This window comes from Dysgonomonas hofstadii, from assembly GCF_014196915.1.
Taxonomy (GTDB): Bacteria; Bacteroidota; Bacteroidia; order Bacteroidales; family Dysgonomonadaceae; genus Dysgonomonas; species Dysgonomonas hofstadii.
This window is the reverse complement of sequence record NZ_JACIEP010000020.1, coordinates 1-23,859: the sequence shown is the minus strand read 5'-3', so window position 1 is coordinate 23,859 and position 23,859 is coordinate 1. Positions and strand designations below refer to the sequence as shown.

At 38.9% G+C, this 23,859-nt stretch carries 18 protein-coding genes; 6 read left to right on the top strand and 12 right to left on the bottom strand.

Going from position 1 to position 23,859, the window contains the following annotated elements:
* Positions 1-13 precede the first annotated feature (13 nt).
* The 4 genes from GGR21_RS18820 to GGR21_RS18805 all read right to left on the bottom strand — a co-directional run bounded on the left by GGR21_RS18820 (position 14) and on the right by GGR21_RS18805 (position 4,794).
* The gene (locus GGR21_RS18820) at positions 14-478 is read right to left on the bottom strand and encodes a hypothetical protein (RefSeq protein ID WP_183308817.1); all 465 of its coding nucleotides are present in this window, start codon (positions 476-478) and stop codon (positions 14-16) included.
* A 425-nt stretch (positions 479-903) separates the two neighbouring features.
* Entirely contained in the window at positions 904-1,290 is a 387-nt protein-coding gene (locus GGR21_RS18815) for a VOC family protein (RefSeq protein ID WP_183308816.1), read from the bottom strand.
* A 6-nt stretch (positions 1,291-1,296) separates the two neighbouring features.
* Positions 1,297-2,553, bottom strand: coding sequence for a PLP-dependent transferase (locus GGR21_RS18810; RefSeq protein ID WP_183308815.1), 1,257 nt, complete (start codon positions 2,551-2,553; stop codon positions 1,297-1,299).
* A gap of 78 nt (positions 2,554-2,631) precedes the next feature.
* Positions 2,632-4,794 carry a helix-turn-helix domain-containing protein gene (locus GGR21_RS18805; RefSeq protein ID WP_183308814.1) on the bottom strand — a complete coding sequence of 721 codons (2,163 nt, stop codon included), beginning with the start codon at positions 4,792-4,794 and terminating at the stop codon, positions 2,632-2,634.
* A 164-nt stretch (positions 4,795-4,958) separates the two neighbouring features.
* On the opposite strand from GGR21_RS18805, the gene GGR21_RS18800 reads away from it, so the two are divergent.
* Positions 4,959-5,999: a DUF6340 family protein gene (locus tag GGR21_RS18800; protein WP_183308813.1), complete on the top strand. Its 1,041-nt coding sequence runs from the start codon at positions 4,959-4,961 to the stop codon at positions 5,997-5,999.
* Between the two features lie 2 nt (positions 6,000-6,001).
* Here GGR21_RS18800 and argS read toward each other — a convergent pair whose 3' ends face one another.
* Together argS and GGR21_RS18790 are read right to left on the bottom strand one after the other, a co-directional pair.
* Complete coding sequence (gene argS, locus GGR21_RS18795) at positions 6,002-7,795, bottom strand: arginine--tRNA ligase (protein ID WP_183308812.1); 1,794 nt, start codon at positions 7,793-7,795, stop codon at positions 6,002-6,004.
* A 167-nt stretch (positions 7,796-7,962) separates the two neighbouring features.
* On the bottom strand, positions 7,963-8,229 hold the full coding sequence (locus tag GGR21_RS18790; protein WP_183308811.1) for an HU family DNA-binding protein: 267 nt from the start codon (positions 8,227-8,229) through the stop codon (positions 7,963-7,965).
* 223 nt (positions 8,230-8,452) lie between these two features.
* On the opposite strand from GGR21_RS18790, the gene GGR21_RS18785 reads away from it, so the two are divergent.
* From GGR21_RS18785 to GGR21_RS18775, 3 genes are read left to right on the top strand one after another with little or no spacing between them, the layout of a single operon-like run.
* The gene (locus GGR21_RS18785; protein WP_246348121.1) at positions 8,453-9,208 is read left to right on the top strand and encodes a rhomboid family intramembrane serine protease; all 756 of its coding nucleotides are present in this window, start codon (positions 8,453-8,455) and stop codon (positions 9,206-9,208) included.
* Positions 9,189-10,079: a rhomboid family protein gene (locus GGR21_RS18780; protein WP_183308810.1), complete on the top strand. Its 891-nt coding sequence runs from the start codon at positions 9,189-9,191 to the stop codon at positions 10,077-10,079. Before GGR21_RS18785 ends, GGR21_RS18780 begins: the two co-directional genes overlap by 20 nt.
* Positions 10,063-11,226 (top strand): endonuclease/exonuclease/phosphatase family protein, encoded by a 1,164-nt coding sequence (locus GGR21_RS18775; protein WP_183308809.1) that lies wholly within the window; start codon positions 10,063-10,065, stop codon positions 11,224-11,226. Before GGR21_RS18780 ends, GGR21_RS18775 begins: the two co-directional genes overlap by 17 nt.
* 50 nt (positions 11,227-11,276) lie before the next feature.
* Here GGR21_RS18775 and GGR21_RS18770 read toward each other — a convergent pair whose 3' ends face one another.
* Complete coding sequence (locus GGR21_RS18770) at positions 11,277-12,575, bottom strand: inositol-3-phosphate synthase (protein ID WP_183308808.1); 1,299 nt, start codon at positions 12,573-12,575, stop codon at positions 11,277-11,279.
* Between the two features lie 1,886 nt (positions 12,576-14,461).
* Here GGR21_RS18770 and GGR21_RS18765 point away from each other — a divergent pair.
* A complete protein-coding gene (locus tag GGR21_RS18765) occupies positions 14,462-15,040 on the top strand; it encodes a phosphatase PAP2 family protein (protein ID WP_183308807.1) in 579 nt (192 codons plus the stop codon).
* Here the strand turns inward: GGR21_RS18765 and GGR21_RS18760 are convergent.
* Genes GGR21_RS18760 through leuS form a run of 5 tightly spaced genes read right to left on the bottom strand, consistent with a single transcriptional unit; the run spans position 15,029 to position 21,920 of the window.
* On the bottom strand, positions 15,029-15,793 hold the full coding sequence (locus GGR21_RS18760) for a DUF3667 domain-containing protein (protein WP_183308806.1): 765 nt from the start codon (positions 15,791-15,793) through the stop codon (positions 15,029-15,031). The two genes, GGR21_RS18765 and GGR21_RS18760, sit on opposite strands and share 12 nt — an antisense overlap.
* 8 nt (positions 15,794-15,801) lie before the next feature.
* A complete protein-coding gene (locus tag GGR21_RS18755; protein ID WP_183308805.1) occupies positions 15,802-16,575 on the bottom strand; it encodes an SDR family NAD(P)-dependent oxidoreductase in 774 nt (257 codons plus the stop codon).
* Between the two features lie 4 nt (positions 16,576-16,579).
* Complete coding sequence (locus GGR21_RS18750) at positions 16,580-18,241, bottom strand: hypothetical protein (RefSeq protein ID WP_183308804.1); 1,662 nt, start codon at positions 18,239-18,241, stop codon at positions 16,580-16,582.
* 2 nt (positions 18,242-18,243) lie between these two features.
* Complete coding sequence (locus GGR21_RS18745) at positions 18,244-19,107, bottom strand: YitT family protein (RefSeq protein WP_183308803.1); 864 nt, start codon at positions 19,105-19,107, stop codon at positions 18,244-18,246.
* 11 nt (positions 19,108-19,118) lie between these two features.
* Positions 19,119-21,920: a leucine--tRNA ligase gene (gene leuS, locus GGR21_RS18740; RefSeq protein WP_183308802.1), complete on the bottom strand. Its 2,802-nt coding sequence runs from the start codon at positions 21,918-21,920 to the stop codon at positions 19,119-19,121.
* A gap of 528 nt (positions 21,921-22,448) precedes the next feature.
* Between leuS and GGR21_RS18735 the strand changes: the two genes are divergently transcribed.
* A complete protein-coding gene (locus GGR21_RS18735; protein ID WP_183308801.1) occupies positions 22,449-23,633 on the top strand; it encodes a low temperature requirement protein A in 1,185 nt (394 codons plus the stop codon).
* Positions 23,634-23,859 lie beyond the last annotated feature (226 nt).

Genomic DNA, 23,859 nt, shown 5'->3' with positions numbered 1-23,859 from the left:
TATATATTAAAAGTTAAAAGATTATATTTTTTTCATCAAAAACATATGAATTACAATGATTAGATCTTGAATCTCCAAATGCGATTGTTCCATAATGTCCTTTTAAACGACGGCTTTCCAGTATCATTGTGATATATTCATCCAGATGTGACGGTGTAAACAGGCATTCCCCATGTATATCCGTAGTGATTATTGTATCGGGCAGATACATCTCCGGATGCTGCAAACTGTTTGTTATCCCTCTCCTTGTAAGTCTTCCATTTTCGCCGAAACTATAAAAAGCAAACTGGGCATCAGCCTTACCATAATAGACATATACCTTAGAATAACTATCCTCATATATGCTGTCAGACCCATTCAATTTATAAAGTGCCTGTAAGTATACGATCGGGGTGGACGGAGTAATTTCCAGGGGATCTTCATCATTACAGGAAATCAAAAAGAAAAACGACAATAGAATCGGGCATATAAATTTCATAACAATTAAAGTTTTAATTCAATAAATGCTAAGATCCTTTTACTTTTTTCAAAAAGTAAAATCAAAAAGAGATAGAAAATACAAAAAACTTTTGAGAATACAGGAAATAAAAGGGGGGGATAGGAGCTTTACCTGTTATCAGGATTAAAGAATTATTCTCAGCTTTATTTGAAAATAGCCAAAAGTCGGATACAAATTTCCGAAAATTATCTGTATTTTATTTATGTGATGTAAATAAATTTGAATCAAATTATCAATAAACTATAAAATTCTAATAAATAATTCTGCATAGAAAGGCAATAGGACTATTTAGTACTCCTACCTGAATAGGGTCGAAATAATTCACCCTTTTGAATTTATAATCCTGATAATATAAGCTTAAAATTAACACTTATAGCATTGGTCATATTCAATATCATTTATTTTCAATCCTCTACTCCATTTGTATCGATGCAAAACGGATGCCCAGACGGATCGATCAATGTTCTCGATGATTTGAAAAATTGAGTATCAGCCAATCTTGCCCCACACCCTATAGCGAATTGCACAGCCTCGTCAAGATCATCCACCCACAGATCGAGGTGAAGCATCTGCCCTTGCCTACCCTTTTCCCATGGCCAAACCGGGGGCTCATAGCCTTCCACTTCCTGAAAAGCGATCACTGTTCCTGTTGGTGATGTTATTGCTGCCCAACCGTTCGCCTGCGGATGAGTCCACTCCCAGCCTAACAATCTGCTATAGAAATCAGCCATCAGTCCGGCATCCGCACAGTCTATAACGATGTTAATATAATTGACTTTCAGCTTTCTCATAATTCACTAATTATCAAAAGACTGTAAAATATCACCTTTTAAATCCTCAAAATCTTCCAATCCCACAGATAATCTTAATAAATTATCTTCAATTCCCATTACTATCTTCATATCAGGGGAGAAAGTCCCATAAATGGTTGATTCAGGGTGAATAATCAGTGTTTTATTATCGAACAGGTTTGTTGCCCTGCGGATGATTTGCAAATTATCCATAAACTGATAACATGCATTTTTGCTTTCCAGGCTAAATGTAAGCATAGCGCCGGGATTGCCCGAAAATAATTCATCAGATATCTTTTTATAGGGCGATGATTCAAGTTTAGTATACCCCACCTTTACCACCTGCTTCTGCCTGGAAAGGAATTGTGCCAGTTGGTAAGCGGTGTCCGACATTTTTTCGAAACGTAGCTGAAGCGTTTCCATTCCCAACATCTGTTGGTATGCCGTATCGGGGTCCATAGCCGCTCCAATATTCCTTGCTATTTCTCTTTTCAGCTTAAAGGTAAATTGCGACATTTTATCATTCTTCGAAGCCTCCTGCAAACGTTTGTTATAAGACCAGTCGAAAGTTCCGTAATCCAATATGGCACCTCCAATCCCGGTTGCACCCCCCGATACATATTTGGTAGTGGACACGACCTCTATATCTACACCTGCTTTTCTGGCATCAAAGCCGCACCATGGCACTACGGTAGTATCTACGATCATCGGAACATTCCTTTTCTTCAATATCTTTGATATTCGGGGCAGATCAGCAACTTCAAGGTGTGGATTTGTGATCAGTTCGCAGAAAAAAGCACAGGTATTTTCATCGATAGCCGAAGCTATTTCTTCCTGATTGTCTGTATTTACAAACCGCACTTCAACACCGAATGCCGCCAATGTGAATTTGAAGAATGAAAAAGTATTCCCGAAAAGGTGTGGAGACGTTACAATATTACTGCCTGCATAGGCAATAGTAAAAAAAGTATTGGATATGGCCGCCATACCCGAAGCCACCATTTGTACATTATCCACACCTGACGCAGTTTTTATCTTCCGCTCCAGATTTTCGACAGTCGGATTCGTTATACGGGAATAAGTATGCGACGCGACGGTTTCTCTGTTTTGGAAAGCCGCAGCAATGCTTTCCGAATCGGGGAATTCGAAAGCGGCATTCCGGTATATGGGCATGGATATTGCTCCATGCACATCTTTTTTATTAAACTTTTCACTTATTATACGTGTAGAAAACTGCTCGCCCTGAATGTCTTTTTGTACCATTGTTCCAAAATTTAACGAAATAAGGATCAAAGGTAAAAAAGACTTATGAATATAATGTCAAATCGACGGTTAAAAGCTTTACTCTTGAGACAAATATTGCAAATGATTTATCGCAACCCTTATTTCGAAATAGCTATATTCGGGAGGCAGCATTTCTTTTATCGATGATAATGGACTGTTGAGCTCAATACCTTGAAGTTTACCGGCCAAAGTTTCCAGTTTATCTTTGTCCATCAATTGCGAGGCATCCATTTCACCGGTAAGGATAAAAGACGCCAGGTGCCCCTCTATTGTCATTGGCTTAAGATTCCGCTCTTTTGAGATTTCTTTAACAGATTTTCCCTCGTTGAAAAGGGACAAAGTGAGCCTTTGGGTATCCCCTTTTTCGGGGCGCTTTTTCTTTTCCGGGATAGCCTCTTCTTCGTGAGGCTCCGTCAATTGAATACGTTTAAAAACCAATCCTTCCGCAAGATTTATTTCACCATAACGCACCTGCTCCAACCGCTCCAGTAACCGGAACAAGGTCTGATGTATTTCTGTTGCTTTCTTTAAATAAGCTTTGACTTTTGATGCATTTTTAAGACTTAAAAGATGCTTTTCTATAGGTATAATAATCTGCTGCTGCACATCGCTGTGAAAATAAACGATTCCTTTACCAACCCGCTCTTTCAGATAATCGAGATTGACATTCGGCACCGACAGAATACGGTTCAGTTCTTTTATAAAATTCTGAGCTATTTCCTGCTGTTCTATCGCCCGGCTGCACATATCGGCCATCATAGCCTGTGCCTCATCCTGTTTTGGTATCTTTTTCTCGGATGCCAGTTCATTCAAAGCATGAAGAGCGCGGATAAAAGGCGACCAGTCGAAATATTTTTTCAATTGAGTAGCACAATAAGCCGGCTTTTCCTCTTTCAATATATTATCAAGAATATTCAAATCTTCTTCTTTAGCAGAAAATTCCAATGCGTATCTGTCAGTACTTATACTCTGCGACGTAATCCTGGAAAACAGGACAATCCCGTCGAGTGACGTGCAACGGCTAAGGGCCACATACACCTGCCCGGCGGCAAAAGCTTGTCCGGCGTCTATCACCACCCTGTCGAATGTCAGGCCCTGACTTTTGTGTATGGTAATCGCCCAAGCCAGACGTATAGGAAATTGAGTGAATGAACCTAAAACATCTTCTTCTATTTCTCCCGATTCGGCATTCAGTGTGTAACGTATGTTACTCCATGTTTCTTTTTCCAGTTCGAGCAAATGCCCGTTCTCAAAACAGACTTCTATCTTATCATCCTTTAACCGGCTTATCGTAGCCAGTTTACCGTTGTAATAGCGACGGTGTTCACCCGCATCATTTTTAACGAACATAACCTGAGCCCCTTCTTTGAGGAGCAGATCGTGATCGGCAGGCAATGAACTTTCTGAAAAATCACCAGAGATCTCACCCTTATACACAAACTCTTTCGAACTTAGTTTTGTCAGTTCATCTTTATTTATTCGGTCTGCTTTATAATTGTGAGTACAAAGGACGATATAACGATCCTTTTCAGGTAAGATAAAAGAGGGATTATAGCGTTTATTCAGTTCCTGCAAGTCGGCAGGGGTAGAACAATTGTTACGGATCCGGTTCAAGATGTCTATAAACAGTTGATCCTGCTGCCTGTATATTGTTTTCAGCTCTATATAAAGCAACGGATAACTCTCCAGTACCTGCGCATGAAAGAAAAACGGAGAAGGATAATAATGTTTTAGCATATCCCATTCCGATTGTTGCACAACAGGCGGCAACTGAAACATATCACCGATAAACAACATCTGCACTCCGCCAAAAGGATTGGAATTGTTGCGGTAACGCCTTAGCATGTGATCGATAGCGTCGAGCATATCGGCACGGAGCATACTCACCTCATCTATAATCAAAAGATCGAGTTCCCGCAACATCTCTATCTTAGATTTTCGCAGTTTAAAGTGGTAATCCAGCTTCTTCTTTCCTTCAAAATCGGGAATAAAGGGCTCGAATGGGAGTTGAAGCAGAGAATGCAATGTAACTCCTCCGGCATTGATAGCCGCCACTCCGGTAGGCGCTGTCACAATAATATTCTTATCGCAATGATTACGAATATAATGCAGAAAGGTAGTCTTACCCGTTCCGGCTTTCCCTGTAAGAAAAACGCTCCGGGAAGTATTACTCACAATATCAACTGCAAGATTAAAAATAGTATTTTGAGGTTGTTGCATTATATTTCTGATAATCCGGTTTGCAAAATGCACACATTAAGTTGGCATATCTATTACAAATATAAAGCTTATTTTGTACATTTAGAGTTTGAAACCATATTGTAAATAATAGTAATCATTCAGAGCATCATTTCTATCTGCATTTAAACTAAAGATAATCAATCATGAAACACATTATATGCTTCCTGTCTGCCATATTTATACTTAGTTCGTGTGCATCGCCGTTCTATATGATCCCCATCGACACACTCGAACCAGCCATAGTTACATTTTCGCCAGAAGTAAACAATGTGCTGATTGTAGACAATAGCCCTACTGTGGCGGAAGAAGATGATGCTGATGATAACAAAAGCGGGCAATCTGTAATTTCCCTTGATAGTGCCCGTACTATACTACTGGGATCACTAGTACAGTTTATGAACGAAGAGCAGTACTTTAATAAAGTAGATCTGTATCCGTACAAAACGAATAACTCTAAAATACTGAAAGACCTGAATCCACTATCTAAAAGAAAAGTTCAGGCTATTTGCCGTGAGCAAAAAGCAGACGTACTCATTTCTTTAGATCTGTTCGTCGTATCTGCCCAGATAGAATCGGAAAGCACTGCATATTTTACAGATTATAGTATTATAGGGGCCAAGCTGGGCTCTATCCTGAGAGTATTTTCAAATGACGGAGACTTGTACCACAGCCGGATAGGCTATGTCGACAGCTTGTTCAGAGAAGGACCGGCACCATGGGACATCAGAAAAAACTATACATCGGAAGTCAATACATTGATAACAGATCTGTCTATAGTAGGAGCCGACAAGATGACAGGGATGTTTATCCCGTCGTGGAAAACGCACGACCGCTGGTATTACTCCGACAATTCTTCGGAAATGAAGCAGGCTGCCAATTTTGCAAAAGAAGGCAAATGGGAAAATGCCTTCACTATATGGACGGCTCTGTATGACAAAGAGACCAAGGCAGATAAAAAAATAAAGTTAGCTTCGAATATCGCTCTAGCCAATGAATGTCTCGACAATATAGATGAGGCATATAAATGGATAAATACAGCTTTCGATTCGCTGTTTACTAAGAACAAAAAACTGGCATTGCAGATATCTCTCTATAAGACAGAGCTTGATAAAAGGAAAAACAATGCACACAAGCTGGAAGAACAACTTGGTATCTCTGAAGCAGTAGAAGATCTTGGAGAATAGGATTACATCCTGTCCGGAACCTCTATTCCTAGTAACGCCATTGCTTTTTTTATAGTTTTACCCACTTCTTCTGATAAAACGAGACGGAAAGTTCTCTTGTCCGTATCATTTTCTTTCAGAATCGTATGATCATGATAGAACTGGTTGTATTCTTTCGTCAGTTCATATGCATAATTGGCTAATAATGCAGGATTATATTCATCGCCGGCCTGTTTCACAACAACTTCAAATTCAGCAAGAAGCTGAACAAGGCTTTCTTCCTTTACCGACAAGTCAACCTCTGCTGACAGAGAAGACGGAATTGCTATTCCTAAATCTACCGCATTCCTTAATACCGATTGTGTACGGGCATAGGTGTATTGAATAAATGGCCCGGTATTTCCATTCAAATCAACAGATTCTTTTGGATTAAAGGTCATATTCTTTTTAGGATCTACCTTCAGTATAAAATACTTAAGTGCAGCCATGCCTACAACACGGGTAATATTAGTGATCTCTTCTGCTGACAAGCCGTCAAGTTTGCCTTTTTCATCAGACATCTCTTTGGCCGTAGCTACAATATCTTCGATCAGATCATCTGCGTCAACAACTGTCCCCTCACGGGATTTCATCTTACCTTCAGGCAATTCAACCATTCCGTATGAGAAATGCACAAGACCTTTTCCAAACTCAAATCCCAGTTTATCCAGCAATACTGACAACACCTTAAAATGATATTCCTGTTCATTGCCGACAACATACACCATCTTGTTAACCGGATAATCGTCGAAACGGAGCTTTGCTGTTCCAATATCCTGGGTCATATATACCGATGTACCGTCACTGCGTAAAAGAAGTTTCTGATCAAGCCCGTCAGCAGTCAGATCAGCCCACACAGAGCCATCCTCTTTTTGGTAGAATATGCCTTTTTTCAGTCCATCCAGGACAGTATCTTTTCCATTCAGGTAGGTCTGGGACTCGTAATATATTTTATCAAAATCTACTCCCAATTTCTTGTAAGTTGCATCGAACCCGGCATACACCCATGAATTCATTTTTTCCCACAAAGCGACGACCTCGGTATCTCCTGCTTCCCATTTGCGAAGCATTTCACGAGCCTCGGCCATCATCAGCGAGGATTTTTCGGATTCGTCTTTCGACAATCCCTTTTCCTGTAGTTCGGCTAACTCGGCTTTATAATGCTTATCGAATAACACATAATAATCCCCTACCAAATGATCGCCTTTTTTCCCGGTAGATTCGGGTGTTTCTCCATTTCCCCACTTTTGCCAGGCCAGCATCGATTTACAGATATGTATTCCTCTATCGTTTACAATATTTGTCTTCACTACTTTTTTACCGTTAGCTTTTAACACTTCTGCCAAAGCGTAGCCTAACAGATTATTGCGAATATGACCCAAATGAAGTGGTTTATTGGTATTCGGCGACGAATACTCTATCATTACAAGCTCTGCATCAGCCTCTTGCTTGACAAATCCAAACTCCGGAGTATGATGGATGTTATTTAATAATTCTATCCATACAGAAGAAGCTATCGTAAGATTTAAAAAACCTTTTATTACATTAAAACCAGCTATCTCCGAGACATTATCAACAAGCCATTCTCCTATTTGCTGAGCCGTTTGCTCCGGGCTTTTCCTTGATATCTTCAGAAAGGGAAAAACAACCAATGTTAAATGTCCGTCAAATTCTTTCTTCGTTTTCTGTAAAGATACTGCTTCCGGGGCAACAGCCTGCCCGTACAACGATTCGATAGCTTTTATAACGTATTGCTGGAGCTTAATTTCTATTTTCATATCCGCTTCTGTATTATTGGGTAAAATTCAGGATGCAAAATTAAGAAAAATAGTTACATACCTCAATTTTACGAGGTGTTAATGTATAGTTTTGGGCAATAAGGGAAAAGAAAAAAGCAGAAAAGGCAACCCCTTTCTGCTTTTTTCTTTTCTTTTCGAATGCTAAATTATAGAGCAGCCAAGTCAGCACCAGCTTTAAATTTAACAGTTTTCTTGGCAGGAATGTTAATAACAGCCTTAGTCCTAGGGTTAATCCCTTTTCTAGCAGCTTTTTGAGTTACAGAAAATGTTCCAAAACCAACTAGGGCAACTTTACCTCCTTTTTTAACTTCTTCTGTTACTGATGCAATGAAAGCCTCTAATGCTTTTTTAGAGTCAACTTTGCTCAGACCTGATTTTTCAGCGATAGCATTGATAAGTTCTGTCTTGTTCATAATAAAATTGTAATGATTTAATTAAACATTATATAACGAGATTGTTATCTTCTCTTTTTCCGTTCTAGCATTCAAATATAAGGGTTTTATTTAATAATCATAAAAAAAAATCGGAAAAACTCACATTAATTCAGAAAATATCTAAATGCCTACCTATTTTCACCCCTAAAACAAAAAATATCCGTACTTTTGCACTCTGAAATAAACAATTAGGGAACAAAAGATGAATCAAAATAATGCGGGTTTTATGGGAGGGATTCCGGTAGTTACACGGAATTTATTAATTATAAATGTCTTGGTATTTTTTGCCACAGCCCTATTGAAAAATATAAATTTCGACAACTACCTTTCATTGCATTATATTGCATCCGACTTATTCATGCCTCACCAAATAATAACTTACATGTTTATGCATGGCAGTATAGGGCACATATTCTTTAACATGTTTGCTGTTTTTATGTTCGGACGCGTACTTGAAACCGTATGGGGCCCAAAGAAATTTTTAATATATTATATAATCACAGGTATTGGAGCTGCTGTTTTACAAATGATTATCACGTATATACGTCTTCAATCTATCGAAGCATCTCTACCTCCTGAGATTATCTCAAATGTATACAATGAAGGTGCATCTATAATAGCGATGGGAAAGAACTATACTGATCCGATACTGGGAAATCTGAACGGATTACTAAACGGACCAATGCTAGGTGCTTCCGGAGCTGTGTTTGGTGTTTTGGTTGCATTTGGTATGCTATTTCCCAATGCAGAACTTATGCTTATTTTTCCTCCAATTCCAATTAAGGCAAAATGGTTTGTAATTGGATATGGAGTATTGGAATTAGTTTTAGGTATTGTAGACAGTCCTTACGACAACGTAGCCCATTTTGCACATTTGGGTGGATTAATAACGGGACTCTTTTTATTACTTTATTGGCGTAAAAAAGGATTTATGACAAATGGGCATATATTCAAATAACATAAAACCGATACTTCAGCGAAAGGATATATTGATACGGCTTATCGTTATCAATGTATGCATTTTCCTCATTCTGGCAATTGCCAATATTGCAAAGTTATTCGAGATTAACATCACGGATATAATATTGAATTATATTGCAGTACCTGCCCAACTGGATATTCTGTTGGCTCGGCTCTGGACTCCGCTGACATATATGTTTGTCCATGAAAACTTCCTGCATATTTTGTTTAATATGCTGATGTTGTATTGGTTTGGGCAGATATTTCTATCGTATTTCAACCCTAAAAACCTGGGAAGTTTATATATATTAGGCGGACTTGCCGGAGCTTTGCTATATGTCTTGTCATTCAATGCTATTCCTCTGCTAATAAAGATGAACTATGTGCCCATGATTGGGGCTTCAGCTTCGGTTATGGCAATCATTTTCGCCGTCGCTTTTTATCGACCGAATCAGGAAATTACATTATTCATTTTCGGCAGGGTGAAAATTATTTATATAGCCCTTATTTTATTTGTTCTTGACTTTATCGGGCTAGGCAGTTTGTCAAATCCGGGAGGCCATATAGCCCATATAGGCGGTGCACTGATGGGATATATTTATGCCAAGCAATTTCTGAAAGGAAAAGATATGACGAAATGGCTCAACAAAACAATAGACTGGATTGTTAATTTGTTTAAACCTTCGCTTTCAAAACCTAAAAAGATGAAGGTAAAATATAAGAACCGCGAAGCAGATTATGAATTTAATAAGCGGAAACGTAACGAAGCAGAAGATATAGACCGCATACTTGACAAGATCAAAGCTTCGGGTTATTCAAGCTTAAACGCAGAAGAAAAAAAACGTTTATTCGATGCCAGCAACAAATAAAAAAGATAAAACCGGAAAAATCGAGAGATTTACAGCTAAAAAAATTGGAAAGTTCATCAAATACATTGTATTTGCAACCAATATAATCGCTATAATATTCCTGCTACTTTCCATATTGTCGTGGACTGTCGTTCCTTCTAAAATAACTTTTATTGCATATCTTGGGCTTATATTTCCTATTACTCTGTTTATTAATATCTGCTACCTGATTTTGTGGCTGATATTCTGGCGATGGAAATATGCCCTGGTCCAACTTGCCGTAATAGCTTGTTGCTGGCAACCCATTTCTACTTGTTTCCCTATTCATTTCAAATCGAACAAATTACCCGAAAAAAAAATAAAGATACTAACATATAACGTCAGGGGGTTTAACTGGCTGACCGGAGATAAAGCTCGTGAAAACCCTATTTTTGACTATGTCACAAACAGTGATGCCGACATTGTTTGCTTTCAGGAATTTTCCGTATCCAGCAATAACAACAACCGGAGAAACCTTATTTCGGAGAAAGAGATGGATAATATAATGAAAGATTATCCTTACAAATCTATTATCAGATTAGGGCCAATGAGGAAATCACACATATACGGAATAGCCTGTTATTCTAAATTCCCGATTCTGGAATCCACCAAAGTACCTATAGAGAGCACTTATAATGGATCGGTTATACACAAATTGGAAATACAAGGCCGGAAAGTCTCTCTTGTTATCAATCATCTTGAGTCTAACAGCCTTACAGCAAGAGATAAGCAATTATATAAAGACTTCCTGAAAACCAGAGACCGTGAGTCTTTTGATGCTATGGCCGCAACATTACAGGACAAGCTTGGAACAGCTTATAGCGTACGCGAAGGGCAAGTAAATGTCATCCGGGGATTTTTGGACAAGCAGGAAAACGATGCAACTATCATCTGCGGAGATTTCAACGATACTCCTATGTCATATGCCTACCACACAATGAAAAAGGATCTGGTGGACTCCTATGCCAATACAGGATTTGGACAGGGGATAACCTATCACGAAAACTACTTTTGGGTGAGGATAGACTATATAATGCACTCCAAAGCTTTTCAATCTTACAATTGCACTGTAGATAAGATAAAATATTCTGATCATTATCCGGTGTGGACTTATCTGGCATTTAAATAAAACAAAACGGGCTGTTCGATTGAACAGCCCGTTTTGTTTAGTATAAGATATCAATCAAGATAATCTATTGTTTCTTCTCCAATCATCTTACGAAGTGTATTTTTCAACTTCACATATTGGATAAACAAATCATGCTCTGCTACCTTGTTAGGCTCGTGCATTGGGCTCTTGAAGTAGAACGACAACCAGTCCTGGATTCCACTCATACCTGCACGTTTAGCCAGGTCGGTAAACAATACAAGGTCAAGACACAATGGTGCCGCAAGAATAGAGTCCTTGCACAGGAAATCCACCTTCATCTGCATTTTATAACCCAACCATCCGAACAAATCGATATTATCCCATCCTTCTTTGTCGTCATTGCGAGGTGGATAATAGTTGATGCGCACTTTATGATAAACATTTCCATAAAGTTCAGGATAGAGTTCAGGTTGAAGAATATTATCAATAACAGATAATTTAGATTCTTCTTTTGTTTTGAATGAACCCGGATCGTCAAGAACTTCTCCGTCACGGTTACCCAGGATGTTTGTAGAGAACCAGCCGTTAAGACCTAACATACGGGTTTTGAACATTGGTGAAAGAACTGTTTTCAACATAGTTTGCCCTGTTTTGAAGTCTTTACCGCAAATAGGCACCTGATGTTGAGCAGCAAGTTCCCACATCGCAGGAATATCTACTGTCAGATTAGGAGCGCCATTGATGTAAGGCACGCCTTCAGCCACAGCAGCATAAGCATAGATGTTGGAAGGAGCTATGTCTTTGTGATTTTCTTTCAATCCTTTTTCGAAAGCAGCAAGCGTTTTATGAACTTCTCCAAGTGGAGTGAACACTTCTGTACTACCGCACCAGATAACAACTATACGGTCGCAGCCATTTTCTTTCTTAAAGTTACGGATATCTTCTTTCACCTGTTCTGCAAGGTCCCATTTGGTAGGGGCAGATTTCACCCATGTTCCGTGCAGGCGTTTCACAAACTCCTGGTCGAACACAGCTTTCATAGGCTTGATTGTAGCAAGCTCGTCTTTTACTTTATCAATATCTTCTTTCGTCAATACTTCTGCGTGCTTTGCTGCCTGATAAACATTTTCTTCAAACAGATCCCATCCGCCGAAGACGATGTCGTTCAAATTTGCCAAAGGCACCACGTCTTTAATTTTAGGGAAGTGGTTATCTTCTCTTTTCCCTATACGCATTGTAGCCAATTGAGTGATTGACCCTACAGGTATACCCATTCCTTTACGGGTGATCAACGTACCTGCGATAAATGTAGACGCAACAGCGCCACCAACTCCAACAACAAGGACGCCAAGCTTTCCGTTGGCTCCTTTTACTTGTACTTTTTCCATCTTTTTAATTTAAATTTTTAAAATACACTGCAACCCGCAGCAATCCTTTAAACTGTGACTATTTACAACAGGATTAATCCCATCGTATCAAGCCTATATAATAGTACAGATTTACAAAAGAATATGATCCATTTTATTCTCCCAACCCGGGCTTTTCCACCATACAAGCGGCTTCCATTATTGAATCATACAATTTGGCAACTCTGTAGTTATTATCAAAGTATCCAAGTATTTTTTTCAAATAAATTGAAACGGGATTCATCGCTCTGATCCCGAAAGTAAAGCTAATAAAGAATGAGTTTTTGCATGATTTCCCTTTGCCAACTCAACCAAAAATAGTAAGTAAAGATACTTTTCACCTGCTAAATTCTAAACAAAGGTATAACAATGCATGGAAAATGCAAGGTTATACCTGTTATTTTTATTCTAACAATACGAAACTTGCAGTTAACCAATTCTTTTAGCAACAACTCTATTCCCGGTAACTTTTCCATCTATTACAATAAATTATAAACGACAACTTTCTAGATAATATTACGTATCCCCGTAAAAAAAAGATTTTTCATTTGTTAATTTTTTGCTAATAATTTTTCATTTTTAAATTCATTCCCTATACTAGCGAACAGATAAGGAGCAAACAGATACAAATAAGGATGACATTAACTCACGAAGATGCAAAACTATGTGCCATTTTTCCGACTGGAAATTTGCAAGTTAGCATTGTTTTATTAGAGAGAGCACATCATTAACTGACCAACCCCTTTTATTACTCCCGGTACTTTTTTATGCGCATTTCCTGTGCACTTATCTCCTGTGCATATATATCACGCGGGGTTATCTGAACACCTGCGCAATACTGCGCGCACCAATGCGCAATAACCTAAAAAATATTTTATAAATTATTAAAAACTCCGGAAGTTTTTCTCAAAATTTCCGCAGCCTTATATTTTCCGCCACAGGTGTATCCGGTGCGGAGGCTACACTATTCATTCTCTTAATAAGTTCTTTGTTTCCGGGATATTTACTTACCGCCGGTAATTTTTTTGTCTTGTCTTTTAACAAAATTGTCTTCAACTTTTATTCTACCGTTTGTGAAAATAGGGGATAAACGGCTTTTTGAAAGTATCGCCGGAAACAAACCTATTATGATGAATGATGGATTGCGAAGCAATCGACGGAGCGCAGGCGAGGCAACGTTCAACGGAACGAAGTGCAGTTAATTATGTATAAAAATGACAGTTGATGACTGTCGATGAGAATGCAGGGTTATCCGGTGGGCAACCCTGCATTTTTTTTGGGGATATTTATCTATGTAATAGAAGCCCCCTCCGTCTCCCCCCAAGGGGCAGGGCTGTTAAGTTCTGAATTTATACCCTCTTTGTCATGTTGAACGGAGTGAAACATCTCTTGCAAGATAAGAGATCCTTCGTTTCACTCAGGATGACAGCAGAAAATAACAGAACAAAGCAGAGAACTTAACAGCCCTACCCCTTGGGGGGAGAAACAGAGAGAGTATAAATTAAAATTACACTTTGCTACTTTGCGAGAAAACTTGTCAGATGTGTCAGGTTTTAACTAAAAAGCTAATAGCTATTAGCCAGTGGCTAATAAAAAGCGGTCTTTGAAAAATAATATATTGACAGGTAGATAAGGTAGATTGCATCAATAAGAAAGAGACGGGAGAAGAAAAAACTGTAAAACATGTAAAGTTTGTAAAGCTTTAACATTCAGCGCTTACAATTTGCTATTTGCGGGCATTATCCATAATGTGTCATTATACCCCAAAAAATGAGCCCCTGAAAAGCTAAAAAGTACAAAGATTGACAGAATTTTAATGCAGTAGCATTAAAATTCTGTTTCTTTGTCCATAATTTCAAAAGAAGATTATGCTCGATAAGCTTATACAGTGGGATCAGGAACTACTCTTATACCTCAACAGTAAACACACGGCATGGCTCGACCCTGTGATGCTGGTTCTCAGTTCATATTGGTGCTGGATTATAGTATGCCTGCTTCTGGTGGCATTTATATATATCAAAAGTAATGGATGGAAGAAGCTTACTTCTTTTGCCTTCCTTTTTTCAATCGGGATGAGCGCCCTGCTTACTAACCTGGTTAAAATGATGGTAGGACGTCCCCGTCCTATACACAATGAGGAATGGGAGGGCATTATTCATGCCATAGAAAAATACAGTACTAGTACCAGTTTTTTTTCATCGCATTCTGCTACTACCTTTACCATGGCTATCTTTTTCTTTCTTTTTGTGAGCCATAACAAGATAAACCGGATTTACGGATATCTGGCTATTGTGTGGGCTGCTTTGGTGGCTTACAGCAGAATATATCTGGCCAAGCATTATCCGTCAGATGTCGCCATAGGGACACTGTTCGGTATACTGATAGGCATTGTGGGGTACAAGCTATATGAATATTACATAATGAAAAAGGCTGTTTTAAGGCCTTAAACCCGGAAAAAGGATAAACAGGATTACAAAGAAAGCAGTACTGGTTATCATAATGAAAAAAACTGATAAAACCGTACTTATCAATGTCCTGAATATAACTGATACCCACGATTTAGTGCCAAATAATTGAATATACGTCCATATAGCGTACAGATAACTTATTAAAAGGATAAAACCCACAATCCAATCAGATAGTGTGAGGTAATATATAAAATACGTCACAATGTGAAGAAATATCTGTATACCTGAAATATATGAAGAAATAACAAGGAACTCAATATAGTTATAACCGGTCTTCCGGAACATAATATACGAGGCTAATGCATAAAAGGGAATAAATGCCAACATGACCAGTGAATAATGCCCGTATATCCAGTCGATAGTCTGTTGCGAATAGCGATTAGCATCTGCATTACCAGGATCGGAAAACATAATCGATTCTTCCGGATATACTTTAAAAAAGTAACCCATAAAACCATATATGGTTCCCATAATAATTACAAAAGCAAAAGGTTTGAAATAGGATACTCTTTTGCCAAGCAGATATTCCCGGATAGTGCTTCCGGGTCGTACCAACAGTTCTTTTATTGTGTATAAGATCCCTCTGTCTACATGAAAAACAGTATGCTGTATCTCATGTATAATATAATGTCGATCGATGCGCCCTGTTTTAGCCTCTTGACCACAATTGATACAGTACTTACCGCTAGTAGTCTCTCCGCAGTTTTTACATAAGTTTGATGAAGTGTCCATTGTCAGCATTATTTATCTAGCCATTTTTTTACTTTTTGTTTCTCCTGCAAAGAATATAACCGGAGCATAAAGGGAAAGGCTCTTCCTATGGGGTAGAACAAACGAAACAGGACAGACGGATACACATTCTTTTTCCCTTTTTCGATTCCACTTATTATTTTCCGGGCTACGGTCACTGCATCCTGAGAAGGGAACGGTAGCGGAGTCTCTTTCTCTCCCGTAGCCTTATCGAAGAAACCAGTACGCGTAGCTACAGGATAAACAGATGTTATTTGTATATTTTTATCTTGTTCATATCTGTATGTTCTGATAAAATGATGCAGTGCAGCTTTTGTAGAACAATAAAGCGAATATGCCGGCAGAGAGACCAGACCTGCCCCTGATATAGTACAGGCGAAGGCCACAGGCTTATCTCGCGACGACACAAGTAGTTTTTCTAAAGAATAGATTGGAGAAAATACATTCAGGGAATATATCTTTTCGAGATGCTGCCAATCGGCTTCTGATATTTTTTCAAGGTATGCAAAGCCTGCGTTTGCGATAAAAACATCTACATGCCCCACCATTTCTTTTGCTACCTCAAAAAGTTTGTCGACTCCTTCTTTCGTACTGATATCAACAGCAAGGGGATAAACTTTGTTCTCTATCTGAAGAATATTTTCTATATGGCGGGCAACAGCAATAATTTTCACATCATCATATGTGCATAATATAGCAAGCATCTCCTTTCCTATGCCTGAAGATGCTCCTGTGAGGACTATATTTTTGCCTGTTAGATTCATAAAATTACTCATTCCAGATAATGAAAAATACTTCTCCTTTATCTATATTATATTTATCGACATCAATATTTGAATATTTCAATCTGTAGTTTCTTAGTATATAAGCGGTTTTAGGGGTCGGTTCTATATTATCCGACGGAAGATAAAAACGAAATTTATCATATCCTTCGACGCTATTGAAAATATTATAAGAGTCCAGTCTTTTCTTCTTTGTGGAAGCCACTATATAAGGACTGACAGGATTGTAGAACAACACCATAGGATATGACCCATCAAAATATATTCTGTCAAACTCTTTCGTTTTAGCAAAGCTGATAAACCCCTCGTATTCACCTACAAAACCAGAAAGTTCAGAGGTATCAACATGTCCAAAAAATGTAATATATTTTCTACTAAACATCACAAAAAGTAATATTAGTCCTCCAATGATTAGATACTTTACATAGTAATATTTTTCAGCACAAAAATACAATCCCCTTCCTGTAAAATATATCAGAGGGAACCATAGTACATTCCAATGATTTACATTTGGCTCCACCAAAAACACGATCGGAACAGAAGCCATTAGCCACAGAATAAATAAACTATCAGAAATATTATGGTATTTCCTCTTTCGTAATAGATAAAAAGAAAAAATAAGTATGGGGATAAGTAATATATTATAAAATTGGCCAAACAGATAAAATGTATTCCATCTATAGGTATCATCTCCGAGTATAAGAAGGTTGAATATCTTCTTTAGATACATCACTATTTGAGGTAAAAAATCACCCTCTCCAAAAAGCGTGGTGCTATTATGCCGATTTTCTTCTAATGTTGTTATAGTTAGCCCTAACCGAAATTGCTCTCCATTTGTCAAGATTAAAAAAGCAAATAAAATCAAAGGGAATACTAGTATCAATAATTCGAGTGAATAGAGACCAATCTCATATTTTCTTATCTTTCTCTTTTTATAAAGAAATACAAACAGAAACAGACAAAACAAGGGCAGCATAAACCACGTTACAGCATAACCATATGCCGATAAGGCAAGAAAAAAGAATCCGGCAAAAAAGAATGCCCGCTTTTTTTTATCGGATATAGAATTATATCCTAATATAAGAAAACATATCCCTATCAATATAATATCAGGAGCGATATTCGACTCCAAAGCCCACCTGCTTTTCATTATATGCCATGGATTAACTATCATCAGAAACATAATAAAAAAGATGAGCAAATAGTTCATCGACGTTTTTCTCAAAGTATAATATAAAAGAAGCAAAGAGAAGCAACTAACAAGAGCCATTGGCAATCTGAACACTGGCAGCGATAGTCCGAAACATTTTATAAAAGGAATCGAAATATAAGCATATAACGCATTCATTCCACCACCCCACGATCGCAAATAGACCGGATAAGAAGTTAGATGCTGATCGACACCATAATAGGCTAAACACCATGCATCATATCCACTCATAGCCTCATCAAAGAAAATTCCGGCAGGTATATTAACAGGTAGTGTACGCACAATAACTCCCACCAAAAGCACTAGTTGTATCCAATAAATATACTGTCGATCCTGTTTACTCTCGATCGTCTTTGCTCTTTCAATTTCTTTAAAATTGAAAATCAAGACGAGTATCCAGAAAAGAATCAGTACAATATAATATGGCTCAAATGTCATCTTTATTTTATTTTATCGAACCCTTCGCCATATACTCCACGAACAGTACTTTGAGAGATAAATGCCTTTTCATCGATGCTTTTTATCAGACGGAATATATCTACAGCCTCGGTACGTTTGGCCAGCACTATTAGCACTTTAGTCGGTTTTTTAGTATACCAGCCTGTACCATCCAACACGGTACACCCCCGGTGTAATTCCCGGTTGATCGCTGTAGCTATTTCGTCATACTTTTCCGAAAATATCAGTATCTGTACCGACTGCCTGAAACCGTTTATCACCATATCTATACAGTAGGTCATCACACCCATCACTATCAGGGCATATACAATCTTCTGATAATCGTAAAACAGGAAATATGAACAACTGATGATCACAAAATCGCAAAGAAGCATTCCCCGTCCGAAGGCGATATTCTTATATTTATTGATGATAGCGACAACGATATCAGTTCCTCCCGTACTACCATTCGAACTGAAAACCAGACCTATCCCCGTACCACACAGCATAGCCCCGATAACCCCAGACAGCAGTGGTTCATTCTTCACAATAGGCTCTGTTATATACATCTGACAGATAGTGAGCAGGGTTGTGAGGACGAGAACTCCGTAGATAGTTTTTATCAGGAATTTCACACCCAATATTTTCAGGGCAACGCCCAGTAAGGCTAAATTTGTCAGGAAGTAAGTGTATTGCAGCGGAATACCCGTCGAATACTCCACAAGAAGGGCAATACCGGTAAGTCCTCCGGTAACTATTCCCACAGGCTTGATAAACCCGATAAGTCCTATTGCATAAACAGCAAGACCAAAAAATATTATAGCATAGTCTTTCCAGTAAAACTCTTTAAGGTATCGCTTCGGCATAGTCTAAAAGATTATAAAACGACATTAATCATCTTCTTCGGTACGAATATCACCTTTTTAGGTGTTTTTCCATCAAGCCATTTTTGAGCCAGTTCATGGTTCAAGACTGTTTCTTCCACATCTTTCTGCTGTACATCTGCCGGAAATTCAAGATCGAAACGTACTTTCCCGTTAAATGCCACGCCATATATGAAAGAATCCTCAACAAGATATTCTTCATTATATACTGGCCATTGGGCATTAACCACAGATGTCTCATTACCTAATGCATGCCATAATTCTTCGGCAATGAAAGGGGCAAAAGGAGCAAGTACAATAACCAGTTCCTGCAAAATCGCTTTTTTACTGCATTTCAACGCCGTCAGCTCATTTACACAAATCATAGATGCAGACACCGAAGTATTAAAAGAGAACACTTCTATATCTCCGGTCACTTTCTTGATATATTTGTGAAGAGCCTTTAACTCATCTTTTGTAGGCACATCATCCGTTACCACAAATTCGTCTCCTTTATAGAACAGGTTCCACAATTTGCGTAAAAAACGGTGAACCCCGTCTATACCATTTGTATCCCAAGGTTTAGATTGTTCCAGCGGCCCCAAAAACATTTCATAGATACGAAGCGTATCTGCGCCATATTTTTCAGCAATATCGTCAGGATTGACAACATTGTGATACGATTTGGACATTTTCTCGACTGCCCAGCCACAGATATACTTACCGTCTTCAAGGATAAATTCGGCTGTTTCGTATTCGGGACGCCATGCTTTGAAAGCTTCCAGATCGAGAATATCATTGCTTACGATATTTACATCGACATGAAGTTCCTGTGTCTCATATTGATCTTTAAGATTATATGAAACAAACTTATTTGTTCCGTTGATACGGTACACATAATTGCTGCGTCCCTGTATCATTCCCTGATTGATCAGCTTTTTGAAAGGCTCGTCTTCACAGGAAACACCTATATCATATAGGAATTTGTCCCAGAAACGACTGTATACCAAGTGACCGGTAGCATGTTCTGTTCCTCCGATATATAAATCCACATTGCGCCAGTATTCCACTTTTTCTTTTGCTACCAATTCATCCGGATTATATGGATCCATATACTGCAGATAATATGCGGATGATCCGGCAAATCCCGGCATTGTATTCAATTCCAGAGGAAAAATAGTTTTATGATCAATCAGTGTATTATCTACCACCTTTTCATTTACGGCATCCCATGCCCATTTAGTAGCACGGCCTAACGGCGGTTCGCCGGTTTCAGTCGGCAGGTATTTATCCACCTCCGGCAGTTCCAATGGCAGTTTATCTATAGGCAACATATAAGGCATATCGCCTTTGTAATAAACAGGGAACGGCTCACCCCAATAACGCTGACGTGAAAAGATCGCATCACGTAAACGATAATTTACTTTTATACGCCCCAGATTATTTTCTTTGATATATTGTCTTGCTTTTTCGATAGCGTCTTTCACCTGTAAACCATCCAAAAAGCCGGAGTTCATCATAATACCCTCTTTGGCATCGAAACTTTCTTCCGACACATCAGCCCCTTCAATCAACGGAATGATCGGCAGATTGAAATGTTTTGCAAAAGCATGGTCCCGGCTGTCATGTCCCGGAACGGCCATAATAGCACCTGTCCCGTATCCGGCCAATACATAGTCGGCCACCCAGATAGGAATTTCTTTTCCGTTCAGCGGATTGATAGCATAAGCACCAGTGAATACACCGGATACTTTTTTATCCATTTGGCGGTCACGCTCAGTTTTGCGTTTGGTAGCCTTTACATATTCTTCAACTTCAGCCTTTTTATCTTCTGTTGTTACCTGAAATACATATTCGCTTTCGGGAGCAAGTACCATAAAAGTTACTCCGAAGATTGTATCGGCACGGGTAGTAAATATTTCAAAGTCAATATCCGAATCCTTTACCTTGAATTTCATTTCCGCACCCTCGCTGCGACCAATCCAGTTGCGCTGAGTCTCTTTGATAGATTCGCTCCAGTCAATTGCATCAAGGCCATTCAACAGGCGTTGCGCATAAGCAGATACACGCAGGCTCCACTGGCGCATCAGACGCTGCTCAACAGGATAACCTCCACGTTCGGACAGGCCATTGATCACCTCATCGTTTGCCAACACCGTGCCTAAAGCACCGCACCAATTAACGGTCGTATCGCTCAGGTAAGCTATCCGATAATTCAACAATATTTCCTGTTGTTCTTTTTCCGAATATGATTTCCACTCGGCAGCACTAAAGTGCAGTTCTTCGCTGCAGGCAATATTCATACCTTCAGTACCCACACTGCCAAATGCTTCTATTAATTCCTCTATTGGGCGGGCTTGTTGTTCATCGTAGCAATAATAGCTGTTGAACATCTTTATAAACGCCCATTGCGTCCATTTATAATAGCGCGGATCGCATGTCTGAATTTCCCTGCTCCAGTCGAAAGAAAAACCTATTTTATCCAACTGCTCGCGGTAACGGTTGATATTCTGTGCTGTAGTGATAGCCGGATGCTGTCCGGTCTGTATAGCATATTGTTCGGCAGGAAGCCCATATGCATCATAACCCATTGGATGAAGCACATTGAAGCCCTTGAGCCTTTTGTAGCGGGAATAAATATCGGATGCAATGTATCCGAGTGGATGGCCGACATGCAATCCTGCTCCCGAGGGATAAGGAAACATATCAAGCACATAATATTTTGGCTTGTTCTTGTCTTCTGTTACACGGTAGATTTTGTTGTCAATCCAGTACTGTTGCCAACGTTTTTCAATTTCTTTAAAGTTGTATTCCATAACTAAGTTTCGCTACAATTTTTACTGGCGCAAAGATAGTTATTTCTTTAGATTAAAATACATTAATAAAAAGGCAATATGCAAAGTTTATGATTTGGGGAAATCTTTATCTATGTATTATAATAGTAGTTAGTAGACAGTAGTCGGTAGATAGTAAAAGCGCTCTTTGAAAAAGTTGTAAGGTTTGTCAGGTTTTGGTTAATTGCCTCCTGCTTTAGCTGGAGGATAAAAAATAAAAACCTTTTGGCTAGAGCCATTCATAAATCTCTCTGCAACCCTCCACTTAAAAGTGGAGGCAAATAAAATAAAAACTGTCAGAGATGTCAGGTTTTAGTTAAAAACAGTGATTGTAGGGGCAAAGGCTTGTCCCTGCTCGTTTATCTCATCCTCAGGCAACTACAAAGGGTTACCCTTATAAATACCGGCAAAAGTGTAACTTTTGTAACTTTTTTGTTAATTACTAACAGTCGGACTTTGAACAAAACGAACAAGACAATAACAGAAATTGTTAAATTAAAAAATAAACACATGGCACACTCCACTCATTCTTTATTACGTAAACGGGGAGAAGGAATAGCTTCCGTATCTTTTTCGGAACTGCTTTTCGACCTTATATATGTATTTGCCGTCACACAGATATCACATTACCTGCTACACAACCTCAACTGGCTGGGCTTCGTACACAGCACAATCCTTTGGTTTGCAGTATGGCTGGGATGGCAACACACGACATGGATGACCAATTGGTTCGACCCCAACATCAGAAAGATAAGAGTGATATTGTTCGTACTGATGCTGATAGGCCTTATTATAGCGGCTGCAATACCCGATGCGTTCGGCAGCAGGGGATTGATTTTTGCCATATGCTATGTAGTGATACAATTGGGACGTACAGGAGCTATATTGTTTATGCTCGGCAAGAAACATGAACTGACACCAAACTATACCCGCATATTCGGTTGGTTTGCGATATCCGCCGTCTTTTGGATCGCCGGAGCATTTCAGGAAGACTATATGCGTATTGCGATGTGGAGCATAGCAGTTATATGTGACTATATATCACCGATGTTCGGCTTTTATCTGCCGTTTCTGGGAAAGTCCGATTCAGCAAAAGAGTGGACTATCGACGGGCATCACCTGACAGAGCGCAGCCAGCTATTCGTAATCATTGCATTCGGAGAAACTATCCTGATGACGGGCGCTTCGTTAAGCGAAATAGAAGACTGGAATATCCCGGTCATCCTCGCCGCAATGGTTTCAGCTTTGAGCAGCCTGGCCATGTGGTGGGTATATTTCGACGCGAGCAGTGAAGCCGGAGCTGAAAAGATAAAGGAGGTGGACAATCCCGGAATGTTGGGACTTAAATATCACGCCGTTCATGTGGTTTTGGTCGGTGCATTGATTATGAGCGCCGTAGGTGATGAGCTGGTGGTAGCACATCCACTTGGGCACGTCAGTCCCGAAGCTATTTCCGTCATTATAGTAGGGCCTATAATATATCTTATAGCCAATATGATATACAAATGGTTCACCTGCGAACGGCTGGCTAAGTCACATATATGGGGTATCCTGGCTTTAATAGTCATAATACCGTTCTACAGACATTTAAACTTATTGTTCTTAAACACCTTGTCGGTTTCAATCTTTGTTATTATCAGTTTATATGAAACCTTTAATCCTAAAACTAAACATAAATATATAAAAACAAAATGAGGAAAATATATGTTTATTTATATATAATGTGAATCAATGGTTGAAAATATACGTTCTAATATTTTCTACTACGCGCAATCGAAGATTGCTTGTGTTCCTTTTGGCCAAATCCCCAAAAGGAACCAAAAACTCTTTGGTGGCTCGTCCTTCGTGCTACCCGTTACAGGCTCAGGGACTAAACCAAATAAACTCGCCTACGGCTCAGACAGTATTTGGTTTCACGTCC

Excerpts from the sequence above, each read along its gene's own strand:
- GGR21_RS18755 (WP_183308805.1), bottom strand. The coding sequence starts at position 16,575 with ATGAATCTAACAGGCAAAAATATAGTCCTCACAGGAGCATCTTCAGGC.
- GGR21_RS18805 (WP_183308814.1), bottom strand. The coding sequence starts at position 4,794 with ATGCAACAACCTCAAAATACTATTTTTAATCTTGCAGTTGATATTGTG.
- GGR21_RS18770 (WP_183308808.1), bottom strand. The coding sequence starts at position 12,575 with ATGGAAAAAGTACAAGTAAAAGGAGCCAACGGAAAGCTTGGCGTCCTT.
- GGR21_RS18760 (WP_183308806.1), bottom strand. The coding sequence starts at position 15,793 with ATGGACACTTCATCAAACTTATGTAAAAACTGCGGAGAGACTACTAGC.
- GGR21_RS18785 (WP_246348121.1), top strand. The coding sequence starts at position 8,453 with ATGAATCAAAATAATGCGGGTTTTATGGGAGGGATTCCGGTAGTTACA.
- GGR21_RS18810 (WP_183308815.1), bottom strand. The coding sequence starts at position 2,553 with ATGGTACAAAAAGACATTCAGGGCGAGCAGTTTTCTACACGTATAATA.
- GGR21_RS18765 (WP_183308807.1), top strand. The coding sequence starts at position 14,462 with ATGCTCGATAAGCTTATACAGTGGGATCAGGAACTACTCTTATACCTC.
- GGR21_RS18750 (WP_183308804.1), bottom strand. The coding sequence starts at position 18,241 with ATGACATTTGAGCCATATTATATTGTACTGATTCTTTTCTGGATACTC.
- GGR21_RS18780 (WP_183308810.1), top strand. The coding sequence starts at position 9,189 with ATGGGCATATATTCAAATAACATAAAACCGATACTTCAGCGAAAGGAT.
- GGR21_RS18735 (WP_183308801.1), top strand. The coding sequence starts at position 22,449 with ATGGCACACTCCACTCATTCTTTATTACGTAAACGGGGAGAAGGAATA.
- GGR21_RS18800 (WP_183308813.1), top strand. The coding sequence starts at position 4,959 with ATGAAACACATTATATGCTTCCTGTCTGCCATATTTATACTTAGTTCG.
- GGR21_RS18815 (WP_183308816.1), bottom strand. The coding sequence starts at position 1,290 with ATGAGAAAGCTGAAAGTCAATTATATTAACATCGTTATAGACTGTGCG.
- GGR21_RS18790 (WP_183308811.1), bottom strand. The coding sequence starts at position 8,229 with ATGAACAAGACAGAACTTATCAATGCTATCGCTGAAAAATCAGGTCTG.
- argS (WP_183308812.1), bottom strand. The coding sequence starts at position 7,795 with ATGAAAATAGAAATTAAGCTCCAGCAATACGTTATAAAAGCTATCGAA.
- leuS (WP_183308802.1), bottom strand. The coding sequence starts at position 21,920 with ATGGAATACAACTTTAAAGAAATTGAAAAACGTTGGCAACAGTACTGG.
- GGR21_RS18745 (WP_183308803.1), bottom strand. The coding sequence starts at position 19,107 with ATGCCGAAGCGATACCTTAAAGAGTTTTACTGGAAAGACTATGCTATA.
- GGR21_RS18775 (WP_183308809.1), top strand. The coding sequence starts at position 10,063 with ATGCCAGCAACAAATAAAAAAGATAAAACCGGAAAAATCGAGAGATTT.
- GGR21_RS18820 (WP_183308817.1), bottom strand. The coding sequence starts at position 478 with ATGAAATTTATATGCCCGATTCTATTGTCGTTTTTCTTTTTGATTTCC.